The following is a 14,328-nucleotide window of genomic DNA, read 5'->3' as shown; positions in this document are numbered from 1 at the left end:
ATGCCGTTATTTCCATAAAGGAGAGAATACTTTGAAGAAAAAAACAAGAAAGTTTCTGATCCGAAAATACGCTGTAACTTTACTGCTAGCCACTCTCTGCTTGCTGTATATTTATTTGCTAGATTGGCTGTATGGCTATGGGCTGGGTAACATTGGATATATCCTTAATTACCTGTTATACACTGCCTCTGAGAAAGCAACTGTTTGTATTTTGCTGCTCTGCTTGTTCATCCCCGATATCTATTACTGGAAAACAGGACATCAACCAGAACGTGGCGGGGAAAGATGACTTCTTATCGCCGCAACGATGATAAGAATTACAGGGATCAACACCATAAAGAAGGGAAAAATCGTATATAACAATCTCCCCCCCTCATTAATATGTTCAGTAAAGCTCCGCGCATTCAACATCGAGCTGAACAGAATGATCAGAGCACAGGGATAGACCATTCTCCGGTAAGGAATCTTGAACAATTCCGAAATTCCTATAAGTGCGGCCGCAAAAAACACAGACATTTTGAAAAAAACGCCGATAATCAGCACCATAACAATTAGAATATCCACACGTTGAATAAAATCGGAGATTGAAATCTTGCTAATCGTGGGCATCAGAGGGAGGGGTGACCGTTTCACTATATCTGTGCCAAGCACGGAAATATTCAGCATCATAGTCAGACTTAAGAGCAAACCTGAAACAAATATCCCTGCGGCGATGACCCAAGGACCTTTTTTAACATTGTTCAGATAGGGCATTAGCATGGTAAAACAAATCATTTCACCAAAAGGGAACATATAGTTCTGGCGAATAACAGAATCAATCACAGGCTGGAACCCATTCTCAAAAATAGGAAGTAATCGATTCAAATTAATTGAGCCCGATAACATCAGCATGATCGAGCAAAATATTCCTATCAGCATTACAAGAGTTGCGAATACCAATGAAGTTCGGGATAATACCTCTACTCCTTTATGCAAAACATACGCAGAAGATAAGATCATCAACGTTGAAATAATAAACAAAGGTGTGCGGTGCATAGTAGCCATAACCAGCATGGAACTGCCATCCCGTAAATCACGACCCGCTAAATTGAGGAATAGGGTAATGTAGAGAACGGAAATCACCGTACCTAAGGATTTTCCCAATAGCTTGCGGGTATAAGCCGTTAAGGGGAGATCCGGAAACTTTCTGTACAAATAAGTGTACCCCGAAAATACAATCAAACCGATCAAATTTCCGAGGAGTATGGAAATCCACGCATCTTTACCAGACTCCATCCCAAGATTCACTACCAGCGCTGTTCCCAGCTCAAACAACAAAGTCAACGTGAAAAATTGGAGTAGTCCTATTTTTATCTTTCCCATAGCTGCCCCTCCTTTATTGTCATTACTTATTCTTGGATTGAAAGGAATCACTTCGCATATCCGTATGCCTGATCACAGCATCAGCCTCGATATTAATCTGGCAGGTTTCAAATATACTCTCCCAATGATCTTTTACTTGTTTCCAGCCACGTGGATTAGCTCTTTCTACTGCTTCACCGAAACCTAGATAATCACTTTTTAATGAACGGGCAGTTGCTATGGCAGCGCGGATCTGTTCTTGAATATTCTTTTCCAAAAGCTTCGAAAGATCGTTTAACACTGTTGGATCTGTTAGATCCAAGCCATTGGGCGATTCCTTTAATCCAGCCTGCTGAGTGACATTAACCGTGAAGATAGGATGCTCTATATCTTTCGCATCAGCGTGGATATGTACCTGTGATAAATACACATTAAACGATATATAGTCCTTCTCCCCTATCGAGACCAATACCGGCATCTGAGATATTTTATTCTTAAGTAGAACGGTACCGATCGCCTCTTCGCCGAGCAGCCATCCTTTAAGCTTGTCTTCTTTAAAAGCTGCAAGACCGGTAACCTTTATTATGGTCTTCGGACTTATGTTCTTTAAATTATCGTTGCTCTCCCTCTGGTCCAAATCTCCAGTCACTAGCACGCCATTGATCACAGGCCCCCCACCAGGAACCTGAATCCCCCGGATAATATCATCCACTTCCATCCGATAGTTATATCCGAATTGTTTAGAGGTTGTCTGCAGCTTCTCCACCAAATCATTGGCTGGAATCCTTCCGAACACGGTCATAGTCGTCATACATTCACTTGCAGGCTGTCCCTTGGAAATAAAAATCAGGCTTGTCAGCCGGGTTTCGCTTTCCCTTTCCAGCACATCCATGATATCCTTGATGCCTTCTTGAGCGAACTTCTCGGAAATGATGACCACCCTAATATGTCCTAAAGACAAAAAACGTGCAGTCTGACGCGAGGCATTAGCTAATGCTTCAAACATAGTGCGGCCGCTACCTTTATAAACCGAAACAGGTGAAGTCCCTCTAGCGTTCTTCCCAGAGATTTCGTCAGCAACGATAACCTGAAAGGATAATACATATTTCTCTTCTTCTGTAGGTCCTCTATCTATGGACACACCGGAAACGATGGCTCTTCTGTTTAATTCCACACTATCCCAGCAGCCTGTGAGACTAAGACAGATCAATACGCAAGGTAAAAGTCCTGCTAAGAAAAAATTGCATTTACTCAGAATCTTGCTTTCCTTTCTTATGCGGCTGTGTCCCTTTAGTCTTATCAAGAATTTTTGGAGATAGGTTCTGTTCATGTCCGGTTGTGATCTCCTTCCCTTCTGAAATGTTCCCTTGCTGCGCAGTAGCAGGAGCTGGTTCTGCTGTGCCAAGCGCCCACAAAGGCAGCCTTAAGACGGCATCCTTCTGACCTCTGGATGACAAAGGCACTATTGGAGACAAATAAGGAACGCCAAAAGTCCGCAGACTGTTCATATGTGCAACCAGTACGATTAAACCCAGTGTAATCCCGTAAAAACCAAACATACCAGCCAATATCAAAAAACCAAAACGGATAATTCTGCCCGCAATCGCCATGTTATACGCTGGAATGGCAAAGCTCGCAATCCCGGTCAACGCGACCACAATCACCATAACGGGCGTAATAATTCCAGCCTCTACCACAGCCTGACCAAGAATCAGAGCACCTACTACAGATACGGTCTGCCCAACTGCACGCGGCATTCTTACTCCCGCTTCCCGGATGATCTCAAACGCACCTTCCATTAGAATAGCTTCGACAAAAGCGGGGAAAGGCACATTTTCCCGTTGCGATAAAAGGTTGATCAGCAAAGTCGTAGGGATCATCTCATAATGAAACGTCGTCAAAGCTATATACACGGAAGGCCCTAGAATAAGCACGATAAAACTGATATACCGAATAATTCGCATCAGAATTGCAATATCGAACCTTTGCGCATAATCCGAAGCTGACTGAAAAAAAAGAGTGAAAACTGCAGGCAAAATCAATACAAAGGGGGTACCATCAACGACAATCACTACCCTCCCTTCTAACAGATTCGTTGCAGCAACGTCTGGCCGCTCGCTGTTATTGATGGTCGGAAAAGGGGTAAAGGTCTTATCCTGAATCAGCTCTTCGATATAACCGGATTCCATGATGGCATCTACATTAATCTGCTGCAGCCGTTTTCTAACTTCTTCAACCAGCTTCTCGTCCGCAGTATCCTTGATGTACATAAAAACCACATCGGTCTGAGTTACCGCCCCGATCTTCACATGCTCGAGTCTTAGTTTGGGTGATCTTATTCTTCTGCGTATTAATGAGACATTCGTAGCCAAAGATTCAACAAAGCTATCCTTTGGACCACGCACAACTAGCTGAGTGGAGGGTTCAGTGACAGAACGAGCTTCCCCTCCTTCAGTCTCACACATGATGCCACTGTCATAACCTTCAATGAGAATCAGTGTCTTCCCAGAAAGAATTCCGAGCAGCACCTCGTTCCAATCCTCCTGCAGCTGCGCTTCACCTATTTCCAGGGCACGGTTTAAAATGAGGTCATTCAGATTATTATTTGCTGCAGTATTACTTTCCTTAAGCATCTCATCTGTTATGGAGAGCAATGAACCCATTACAAATTGATTCACGGTTTCTGTCTTAGCTAGACCATTAAGATGTACCGCAGCAGCCTCAACAACGGATTCCTCACCAAGCTTTACCTGGCGGATTCTAAGATCCGGACTATCTCCCAGCTCGGTTATGATATTGTTTAGCGTCTGCTCCAGATGAATGGTTAATCTCACTCCAGAACCTGGACCTGCCGGGTCAGCTTGCTGTCCCTTACCGGATTTATTTTTTTTAGTTAACCCGTTGATGTTCAACAAGCTCCCCTCCTTTTTTTCATAAACATTGTAGTATTATTCTCGGTTACTCCTTCCATTATTCGGCTGCTTAAAGTCACCTCAGGTTAGAAACACAAAAAAGGCAGTCCAAGAATGTGCTCTTGGACTGCCTTTTTATTATTTTTCTATATTGCTACACTGCCCGTGAATACGACCTCAGCAGGTCCAGTCATATACACATGATTATCCTCTTCATTCCATTCAATATAGAGATCGCCGCCCTTTAGACTAATCCAAGCTGCCCGGTCTGTAAGATCATTCAGTACAGAGGAGACAAGGGTTGCACAGGCTCCAGTGCCACAGGCAAGCGTAGGTCCTGCCCCACGTTCCCAGACACGCATATCCACTCTGCCCCGATCCAGTACCGTTGCGAATTCAACGTTTACTTTTCTCGGGAACAAAGGATGTACCTCAAGCTTAGGTCCCCATGTGGCAAGATCAAAATTCACTGCATCTTCTACGTAAATCACGCAATGAGGATTTCCCATGGATACCGCTGTGAACTTAAATTCGGTTCCGTCCGCTTCAATCGGCTGAGCGAGCACTGGCTCTGCATCAATAGATACTGGAATTTGCAGACCGGACAATACAGGTTCGCCCATATCTACGGTTACAGTCTCCACAACACCGTCTTTCACGTTTAAAGTAACCTTTTGTTCTCCGGCACCAATCGTTTCTATTACAATCTGCTCTGAGCTTACCAGTCCGTGGTCATATACATATTTAGAGACACAGCGAATGGCATTTCCGCACTGCTCCGCCTCCGAACCATCAGAATTCATAATACGCATCTTGAAATCGCCACGCTCAGAAGGCAGGATATATACCAGTCCGTCAGCACCGATTCCAAAGAACCGGTTGCATAGGGTTACAGCAAGCTCCGCTGCATTACTTGGCAGCTCTTGCTCGCCGAAAACAACGATGAAGTCATTACCGAGGCCGTGCATTTTTGTGAATTCCATTAAAAGTCCACTCCTAAAGGTTATGTTATGTTAGCATTCGCTTAAGCTTAAAGTTCTGTGTAATTGAGCATTTCGCAAGCATATGAGCGGTTAACTGCAACAAGTATACCTTTAGGAATGGAGCATTAGTATTGACTTTATGCTGAAATTTTTGTACTTTTTATCATCGGATTACTGCCGCTGCGTCCACGATTACGTTTGCCACCCCAAACACTGCCGGCACCCATCAAGAAGGTCGGGATCCCCGCTGTTACAAACACCAGACACCATTCGCGGAAATTGAGCGGCACTGTTTTGAAGACAGGCTGGAGCACAGGCACGTACATTACGGCCAGCATCAGTAAGACTGATGACAACACGGCAAGCACTAGATACTTATTCTGGAACGGATTGCGGTGGAACACTGAACGCGAACTGCGGCAATCGAAAACATGGATCAACTGTGCCATAACTAGTGTTGCAAAAGCAACGGACTGTGCCCGAATCAATTGTGCAGGATTCTCTGGTGCTATACGTAAGGTTAGCCAAAATGCTCCTAGCGTACATAAACCAATCAAGAATCCACGGCTTATAATTTTCCAGCCTAAGCGGCGGGCAAAAATATTTTCTTTCGCACCACGAGGTTTATGCTCCATCAAATCCTTCTCGGGCTGATCCACTCCAAGTGCCATCGCTGGCAGTCCGTCCGTCACTAGATTGACCCAAAGAATTTGGATCGGAACGAGTGGTAAAGGCAGACCCAGCATCATGGCAAAAAACATAGTCAGAATCTCTCCCACATTGGATGCCAACAGATAACGAATGAATTTACGAATATTCTCATAGATATTTCTGCCTTCTTCGATGGCAGCAACAATCGTTGAGAAGTTATCATCCCCGAGAACAAGTGACGATGCTTCCTTGGTCACATCTGTACCTGTGATCCCCATGGATATCCCGATATCTGCAGCCTTAATGGCTGGAGCGTCGTTCACTCCATCTCCGGTCATAGCCACTACGTGACCGTGACGTTGTAGAGATTTAACGATCCGAAGCTTATGTTCTGGAGATACGCGGGCGAATACAAACACATTGTCCGATATCTTATCCAGCTCATCATCATCCATCCGGGTTAACTGAGCGCCTGTCAGCACCGTTCCACCACGCTGCAGAATTCCCAGCTGGTGAGCAATTGCCTCGGCAGTTGTTCCATGATCACCAGTAATCATAACCGTCTTAATCCCTGCCCGGCGTGTGACACTGATGGCATCGCGGACTTCACGACGTGGCGGATCGATCATTCCTGCCAAGCCAATAAAGACTAATTGATTCTCCGCATCCTTTTCACTATTCACATGTTCATTTGGACGCATATCCCGGTAAGCCATACCTAGCACACGAAGGGCTCCTGAAGCCATTTGCTCATTGGCATCAAGCACCTTCTGCCGCAAAGTTGGCGTACAAGGCACAACACCGCCCTCCCAAAGCATATATGCGCAGCGATTCAGCAATACATCGGGCGCACCTTTGGTACATACCATCCGTCCTCCCGGATGGCCTACGATCACAGACATCAGCTTCCGCTCAGAATCAAACGGAAATTCCTGTTCACGAGTGTAGGTTACGGCAAGCGTCTGAGCGGTCAGTCCCATCTTTCCTGACAGTGCCACGAGCGCTCCTTCTGTCGGGTCGCCCTTCAGTTCCCAAACGGAAGTGTTGTCTGCAGACTTTTCAAGAACAGCATCCTTATCCTTCCCTTTTCGTTTGCCCCGCACTTCAGACTGGAAGGTCTCAATAATTTCCGCGTTGCTGCATAATGCGCCAACCTGCAACATCCGCCGTAAGCTTTGATCATGTTTTAGATCCACTGCTTTGCCTTTCTCCAGAACCTGTCCATTTGGAGCATACCCTTCACCTGTTACCTCAAGACCACGTCCACCCGTCCATAATCGGGTCACCGTCATTTTATTTTGCGTTAATGTTCCTGTCTTGTCTGAACAGATTACCGAGGCACAGCCCAACGTTTCCACTGACGGCAATTTACGAACGATAGCCTTGCGTTTGATCATCCGCTGCACGCCTAGCGCAAGCGCAATAGTTACAATAGCGGGGAGACCTTCCGGAATCGCGGCAACTGCCAAGCTCACACCAGCTAAGAACATGGAGGTGGCAGGCTGTCCATGCAGAATACCTGCTACCACAACTACAATTGTCAATCCCAGAGATACGTAGATCAGAATCTTTCCTAGCTGCTCAAGCCGATGCTGTAAAGGTGTTTCCTGAGAATCCGTATTTTGGATTAGATCCGCTATCTTACCCATTTCCGTGTTCATACCGGTACGGATTACAACAGCTCGCCCTGTTCCTCTGGTCACCATAGTGCCCATGAAGCCTAAATTCTTCTGATCACCAAGCGGAATCTCTTCTGCACGGATCGCTTCCGAATGCTTCGAGACAGGCAATGATTCCCCAGTAAGTGCGGATTCTTCCACATATAGAGCACTGCATTCCAACCAACGTACATCGGCAGGAATCCGATCTCCACTCTCCAGCAAGACAATATCACCTGGCACCAACATCTTGGCTGGGATAATCTCGCTATTCCCTCCACGTAGCACTTTGGCAGAAGGTGCGGAGAGTTGCTTTAAAGCTCTTAGCGAACGTTCGGCGCGAAACTCCTGAACAAATCCAAGCGCTCCATTCAGTAGGATAATCGCGATGATCGTGATGGCATCCAAGTATTCGCCTAGCAACCCGGATACAAGCGTTGCACCCATGAGCACAAGCACCATGAAATCCTTGAACTGGTTCAACAGCAGGGTAAACGGAGATACTGTCTTTCCTTCCGACAGCTCGTTGTACCCGTTCTCCTTTCGTCTCTCCGCGGCTTCCTCATCACTGAGGCCCGTCCTTGGCTGGACATTGAACATTTTCTGCAGCTCTTCTGCACCGAGACGGTGCCAACTGTTTTGTTCCATGACTTTTCTTTCCCTCCCGGTCGTTTCTTTACTTCCGGCGGCGCACAGCTTTTCCACCTGTTCATGACAAATGTATTCAAGGTCGTCCAATAATATCACCCCTATCCAATTCCCCTTTTGCGCGAATGTCCTAAAGTATGGCATCATAGAGAGGTGAGCATAGACGTCTTCGGCGTCCTTATAAGGACAGGTAAGCGTTTGAGCGAGAAATATAAGATATAAGTATTGTGTGAAACTTTTACTTTCTTATATTTAAGAAATTCATTTCACGGCGACAGGAGAGCTTTATCATGGCATTAGACGGCATTGTTACCCGAGCTATCGTGCACGAATTGCAATCATTCATAGGTGCACGTATAGGAAAAATATATCAACCGAACAATCACGATTTAATTTTTAACCTGCGCGGCGCAGGTGGCGGCGGCAAGCTGCTGCTCTCTGCTAATCCAACGTATCCTCGGGTGCATTTTACCGAAAGAAACAGCATTAATCCTTCGGAAGCACCCATGTTCTGCATGCTTATGCGGAAGCATTGTGAGGGAGGGACCATTGAAAGTATTACGCAGGTAGGTATGGAACGAATTATTCACATAAACGTCAAGACTAGAGATGAGCTTGGTGACGTCTTTGCCAAAAAGATCATCATAGAACTCATGGGTCGACACAGTAACATCATTCTTACTGATCTCAGCTCTGGAACGATCATAGACGGCATTCATCATGTAACTCCATCGATCAGCAGCTATCGGATTGTGATGCCCGGCATCGCCTATACAGAGCCGCCACAGCAACATAAGCTGAACCCTTTGGAGATTGGTCAGGAGCAATTTCTCAATTTAATCTCGGCTGCTGAAGAAGCTGCACTGATAGAGGATGTTGAGGAGGAGACTGAGCCAGAAGAAATCATTGAGGGTGAGCTTGCTAATCTGATCACAAAAGATGCAGTAGAGCAAAAACCTGACGGCTCTGGCGGTCCTTCTCCCTCAGCTGACCCCGTGGGCTGGATGGTACATGCTTTCAGCGGAATGAGCCCACTGATTGCTGGTGAAATTGCTCTTCGTCTGAGAAACACCCTGGATAAAGGCGAAGTCACAGAATCCGAAGCAGCATTTCCGACACAATTATGGGTTGCCTTCCATTCTGTAATGGGATCCGTACGCGATAACGAATTTTCTCCTGTTGCAGGTGCAAACGCAAAAGGTAAGATGATTTTTTCTGCGATCCCCTTAACACTTCTGGGTGAGAGTGCGAAACATTACAACTCCATCAGTGAATGTATGGAGGATTATTACGGGGATAAAGCCGAGCGCGATACTGTAAAGCAACGGGTGAGTGATTTGATCCGCTTCCTCAGCAATGAACGGAGCAAAAACGTTAAGAAACTCGCTAATTTGCAGAAGGATCTCGACGAAGCTCAGGATGCGGATCGTTACCGCATTTGGGGTGAGTTGCTTTTCGCTTCATTACACGCGGTATCCAAAGGGGATAAAGAAGTCTCCTTGGTCAATTATTATGATGAAAATCAGGCGGAAATGGTGGTTCCGCTCGATCCGTTATTAAATCCTTCGGACAATGCACAACGTTATTTCAAAAAATACAACAAATATAAAAACAGCCTGCTTGTCATTAATGAACAGCTTTTGAAGACGCATGAGGAAATTCTGTATATGGAGAGTCTGCTGCAGCAACTTGCCCACGCTTCCCTCAACGATATTGAGGAGATCCGCGACGAGCTTGTAAGCCAAGGTTATCTGCGAGACCGGAGCAAAAAGGGCAAAAAGAAGAAAAAGGCCACCAGACCCACATTACAGGTCTTCACCTCTTCAGAAGGAATCGATATTTATGTCGGCAAAAATAATTTGCAGAACGAATACGTCACCAATCGACTGGCTTCTCCGAATGATACTTGGCTGCATACCAAGGACATCCCCGGATCACACGTGGTCATCCGAAGTGAGCAATTTGGAGATGCAACGCTGGAAGAAGCCGCTCAGCTTGCCGCTTATTTCAGCCAAGCCAAACAGTCCAGCAGTGTGCCTGTGGACTGTACATTGATCCGCTATGTACGTAAACCAAGCGGTTCCAAGCCGGGATTTGTAATCTATGATCATCAAAAGACACTGTTCGTCACACCCAATGAGGAAAGAATTAAGAGTCTTCCAAATACTTTGAGAAGCTAAATACTAGATATAAAGAAACCTCCAGCTGCAGATGTTGAACATCTAAAGCTGGAGGTTTTTATGATTCGCTCCGCAAATTGACTAATTTCATGCCTTTTTGTTTAAATACTTCAGTACTTCTGTAGAAACCGTAACACTGCCGATATCCCCGTGAAAAATCACGCCTTGACGGGCACCATGAAAGTCAGAACCTCCGGTTATTAACAGATTATAATCCTCAGCCATAACTTGATAACGTTCTTCTTCCGCAGGTCCATGATCAGAGTGATAGACCTCAATCCCTTTAAAAGCGCCTTGCTCCAGAATATCTCGCACCAGAAGGTCATCCCCGTACAAACCCGGATGGGCTAATACTGGAGACCCTCCTGCCTCAATGATCCACTCGCAAGCTTCCTCCGGTGTGATTCTAGGAGGTGACACATAGGCCGCTGCACCCTCGGCCAAATACTTGTTGAAGGCATCTCTCATATCGGTAGCTGCCCCAAGCCGAACCAGCTCGTCGGCAATATGTGGCCGGCCGATGCTTTCATCAGGCTTCAATTCCCGCCCGATCCCCGCTATAACCTGTTCCAAGGTAATCGCAATCCCAAGGTCTTGCAGCTTGGTAATTATCGCTTCATTTCTAAGTGCCCGGGTATCTCTTAGCCCTTCCAAACGTGAGAGAAATTGTTCATTCTCAGGATCAACATAATAGCCCAGCACATGAATGTCTTTGCCACCAGCACGCGTACTGATCTCTACACCAGGCACAACGGTTATTCCGTACTTATCCCCTGCTTCACAGGCTTCCTTCACGCCAGCCACTGTATCATGATCCGTAATGGCAACAGCGCTTAGCCCCTTCTCCTTAGCAAGTCGTACATTCTCCGCTGGTGGCTGCATGCCGTCAGATGCTTGAGTATGGGTATGGAGGTCGCATACATCCTTCGCAGGTAGGTTGCCTGCATTCTCCCACTCTTCCCGCAGAATCCCCATTTTTATGGCATCGTAGTATTCTCCTCGCACGATTCGTGCTTTACGGACGCGAGCTTCCTCCACCATGCCACATTTCGCTGCCAACCCGATCATTCTTTTATTCCCTGACCAGGTGCCTATTCCAAGACGGACTGTATCAAGAGAATTAAATAAATAATCTATCCACATCTTAAACGCTTCCGTACCGTAACCACCTGACCAATAACTAGAATCAAAGATTACTATACCAATCTCCATCCAGTTGGTTTCTTGCGATATCCAGTAGCGTCCTACTTTCCCCTTTACCTTGCCGTCTATTTCTATGATCAACAGGTTACGCGGGGTTTCCGTCTCAACTAACGCCAAATGACCTATGTAGTCCTCGGTAAACTTTTCGAATCTTTGATGTGCCAAAGATTTATAAGGACCATCCCATTTCAAGTGTTCACGGTCTTCAGCTTCATGATAGTGATAATAAAGCTTCTGAAAATCAGCCTCTGTAATATCGCGCAATACTAGCTTTTCTCCACGTAGAACAATTGACATTGTGATATCCCCCGCTTTAACTATCAGATTTCATTCGAATGCTCACGCAAATAAGTCAGGAAGGTTACTGCAGAAATTGGCAGCAGTGTTGATTTTAAATGAATGGCGTAGAATTGTCTTTTAAAAGAGGCATCAGAGATATTCACAATTTTCAACAGTCCAAGCGCAACTTCATGCTTAACCGAAGAGGTCGATATGATCGTTATGCCAAGACCTGCTTCCACCGCAGATTTCACAGCTCCCGTACTTCCAAGCTCCATCACGATCTTCATTGTTCCCGGATCAAGTCCCTTGGAGAACAGCTGCTCTTCCATCACACGCCGCGTTCCTGAGCCCTGCTCACGCAATACAAAAGGATGATGAAGCACTTGCTCCAAGGTAACCTCTTGCTGCTCCGCAAGTGGATGATCATATGGCACGATCAACTTCAGCTCATCCCCCATCACGGGCTCGATCTCCATGTCCGGATGTGTGACCGGGGCTTCAATTAAACCAAAATTCAGTTGATGCTTGAGGATTTCCTCCATAATTTGCGAGGTGTTCATCACTTTCATCATAATTGAAATGTTAGGATATTGCTTTCCGAAAGGGCCTAACAGCCGTGGCAGCACGTATTCTCCTATCGTAAGACTCGCCCCAAGCTGCAATCTCCCTTCCAGCATATGTGTGAATGCTGACATGGCTTGATCCGTCTCTCGCATCAGCTGAATACTGCGTAGCGCGTATGGCATTAGAGTGTGCCCTGCCTCAGAGAGTACGATTTTTTTGGTGGAACGATTAAACAATTTGGTGCCAAAATAATCCTCCAGCGCCTGTACCTGCATGGTCACAGCTGGTTGAGTCATATGTAAAGTCTGCGCCGCCGCCGAGAAGCTTCCCCGCTCGGAGACCGTATAAAAAATATGCAGCTGGTGAAAGTTCATGCTTCGCAACTCCTTATATTACAAGAAGAAACGTCGTTGCCGTCCTTTAAAGACGACAGTCGTTTCCCGTAGAAATCTAAGAATATTATAATTGTGCAGTATATAAATTCTTATATTTTCAAAAAGGACATGCAGACTCGCCGCATGCCTCTTGCCCGTTTCTTTATAGACTATTTGCGTCTTCGCTTCTTCTTCGACAGCTTTGTACGGTGAGAATTACGCAGCAGTGAAAAATAGGTCTTTAAATCTCTCAGCTGTGGCATCACCGAGATTCTACCAAGAAACGAAACGATGATCATAGAATATAATGGCTGGCCTGAGAGATCTCTCTCACCTGTCAATTCCGTAAACTCAGCGATTACTACAGAGTCATCGTCAATTAAATATGCGTTATAATCACTGCTTGAAAAGGGCTTGATCCGATTCTGCATTAGGCACTGCCACATCCATGCAGCGACCTCTTCGGCATTGCTTGCACCATTGCTGATGCGGTCCATATAACGGCTCTTCGCATGATTTGTTATAACGATGTCGGCGACCCTGTAATCGTTCAGCATGATGTGGAAGGGCTCATAAGTGCTGGGCCAATCCATCCCCTTGTTGCGCATCATCATCACACTCCACCATAAGGGTCTTAGTATGCACTTAATGTTGTCATCTTACCTCATTGCCGAAACTTGTACAAGTTTCTCCCCTTGAGAGTAATGGCTTTTTTTTGTAAATAAGCATAAAAAAAACAGGCGTTGTTTAAGCGCCTGTTTATCTCCTGGAATCACATACTGTAATTACGGGACTTGTCCGGTCCATTACTAGTATACTCTGTCTTAATTTCGTTACGATAAGATCTTTCAATCTTTCGTACATAGGAGAGTCTGCGGACATTCTTCATAACTTCCTCGGCCCGTTCTGCATTTACATACATAACTGCATAATGCATTTTCCGAGAAACATAATGTAATGTTCCGTATTTCTCAAGGTTACGTGCCGCTTTAACGTCACTTACCCAAATGATGTATCCTGTCCGTTCCGCAAACATAAGCTAAACCGCCTTTCTCTCTCTAAATCCTAAGGGAAGCTTATCCGCAGGAGCATTTTCCCCCGCTGCCGCATCCACCTTTAGGGGAAGGATCATTACTTGGTACTTTAATGCTATCTGATACTGAAAAAGCAATCGCTTCCGACATGGAATGCAGAATGTCGTCAAGGGTCTTCTCTGCCAGCTTGAAACGAACAACTTCTTCGAACTGCTCCAGTTCCGCTTCTACTGCCGAAACCTCATCCTTTGCTGAATGATAATTCGGGTGGAAATGTCCGAAACGCTGTGTTTCTTCAAACAGCTCCTTCTTAGTCTGAAGTCGTTTGACCATGGCCTGAATTTCGGGGTTCGTATCAACCCGCCCTTTCCAGTATAAGTAATCCGACACCTCGGCGGATTGATTAATCATATCGCCTAATTCATAGGCGTATGTCAGTACTTCAGCCATATCGACCGTATTTATTTCAGCTACGCTCATGAACTCAGCTCTTTTCTT

General features: G+C 45.7%; 12 protein-coding genes and 1 pseudogene. 2 read left to right on the top strand and 11 right to left on the bottom strand.

What is annotated here, in order from left to right; all coding sequences use genetic code 11:
• Positions 1 to 31: 31 nt before the first annotated feature.
• Positions 32 to 289 carry a hypothetical protein gene (locus MKZ16_RS13345; protein WP_076104794.1) on the top strand — a complete coding sequence of 86 codons (258 nt, stop codon included), beginning with the start codon at positions 32 to 34 and terminating at the stop codon, positions 287 to 289.
• Here the strand turns inward: MKZ16_RS13345 and MKZ16_RS13340 are convergent.
• The 5 genes from MKZ16_RS13340 to MKZ16_RS13320 all read right to left on the bottom strand — a co-directional run bounded on the left by MKZ16_RS13340 (position 262) and on the right by MKZ16_RS13320 (position 8,193).
• A complete protein-coding gene (locus MKZ16_RS13340) occupies positions 262 to 1,362 on the bottom strand; it encodes a GerAB/ArcD/ProY family transporter (RefSeq protein ID WP_036686178.1) in 1,101 nt (366 codons plus the stop codon). The two genes, MKZ16_RS13345 and MKZ16_RS13340, sit on opposite strands and share 28 nt — an antisense overlap.
• A gap of 22 nt (positions 1,363 to 1,384) precedes the next feature.
• Positions 1,385 to 2,671: a Ger(x)C family spore germination protein gene (locus tag MKZ16_RS13335; RefSeq protein ID WP_080742471.1), complete on the bottom strand. Its 1,287-nt coding sequence runs from the start codon at positions 2,669 to 2,671 to the stop codon at positions 1,385 to 1,387.
• Positions 2,589 to 4,253, bottom strand: coding sequence for a spore germination protein (locus MKZ16_RS13330; RefSeq protein ID WP_076104793.1), 1,665 nt, complete (start codon positions 4,251 to 4,253; stop codon positions 2,589 to 2,591). The genes MKZ16_RS13335 and MKZ16_RS13330 overlap by 83 nt, the downstream gene beginning before the upstream one ends.
• Positions 4,254 to 4,399: 146 nt before the next feature.
• Positions 4,400 to 5,236 carry a diaminopimelate epimerase gene (dapF, locus tag MKZ16_RS13325; RefSeq protein ID WP_038570307.1) on the bottom strand — a complete coding sequence of 279 codons (837 nt, stop codon included), beginning with the start codon at positions 5,234 to 5,236 and terminating at the stop codon, positions 4,400 to 4,402.
• A 137-nt stretch (positions 5,237 to 5,373) separates the two neighbouring features.
• Positions 5,374 to 8,193, bottom strand: coding sequence for a calcium-translocating P-type ATPase, SERCA-type (locus MKZ16_RS13320; RefSeq protein ID WP_036686174.1), 2,820 nt, complete (start codon positions 8,191 to 8,193; stop codon positions 5,374 to 5,376).
• 290 nt (positions 8,194 to 8,483) lie between these two features.
• Here MKZ16_RS13320 and MKZ16_RS13315 point away from each other — a divergent pair, with 290 nt between their 5' ends.
• Positions 8,484 to 10,373, top strand: coding sequence for an NFACT RNA binding domain-containing protein (locus MKZ16_RS13315; RefSeq protein ID WP_038570301.1), 1,890 nt, complete (start codon positions 8,484 to 8,486; stop codon positions 10,371 to 10,373).
• Positions 10,374 to 10,460: 87 nt separating this feature from the next.
• On the opposite strand, the gene MKZ16_RS13310 is transcribed toward MKZ16_RS13315, so the two are convergent.
• The 6 genes and pseudogenes from MKZ16_RS13310 to MKZ16_RS13285 form a co-directional block, all read right to left on the bottom strand.
• A complete protein-coding gene (locus tag MKZ16_RS13310) occupies positions 10,461 to 11,348 on the bottom strand; it encodes a PHP domain-containing protein (RefSeq protein ID WP_051491464.1) in 888 nt (295 codons plus the stop codon).
• A gap of 72 nt (positions 11,349 to 11,420) precedes the next feature.
• Positions 11,421 to 11,873 (bottom strand): annotated as a pseudogene (locus tag MKZ16_RS13305) (GNAT family N-acetyltransferase); the annotation flags it as partial.
• Between the two features lie 23 nt (positions 11,874 to 11,896).
• Complete coding sequence (locus MKZ16_RS13300; RefSeq protein WP_076104792.1) at positions 11,897 to 12,796, bottom strand: selenium metabolism-associated LysR family transcriptional regulator; 900 nt, start codon at positions 12,794 to 12,796, stop codon at positions 11,897 to 11,899.
• Between the two features lie 170 nt (positions 12,797 to 12,966).
• On the bottom strand, positions 12,967 to 13,404 hold the full coding sequence (locus MKZ16_RS13295) for a hypothetical protein (protein ID WP_036686574.1): 438 nt from the start codon (positions 13,402 to 13,404) through the stop codon (positions 12,967 to 12,969).
• A 164-nt stretch (positions 13,405 to 13,568) separates the two neighbouring features.
• Positions 13,569 to 13,832: a YlbG family protein gene (locus tag MKZ16_RS13290; RefSeq protein WP_036686170.1), complete on the bottom strand. Its 264-nt coding sequence runs from the start codon at positions 13,830 to 13,832 to the stop codon at positions 13,569 to 13,571.
• A 40-nt stretch (positions 13,833 to 13,872) separates the two neighbouring features.
• On the bottom strand, positions 13,873 to 14,310 hold the full coding sequence (locus MKZ16_RS13285; RefSeq protein WP_036686168.1) for a YlbF family regulator: 438 nt from the start codon (positions 14,308 to 14,310) through the stop codon (positions 13,873 to 13,875).
• Positions 14,311 to 14,328 lie beyond the last annotated feature (18 nt).

Origin of the sequence: Paenibacillus sp. FSL R5-0928 (assembly GCF_037970385.1) — a bacterium.
GTDB classification, from domain to species: Bacteria; Bacillota; Bacilli; order Paenibacillales; family Paenibacillaceae; genus Paenibacillus_AQ; species Paenibacillus_AQ odorifer.
This window is presented reverse-complemented; position numbering and strand designations above follow the sequence as displayed.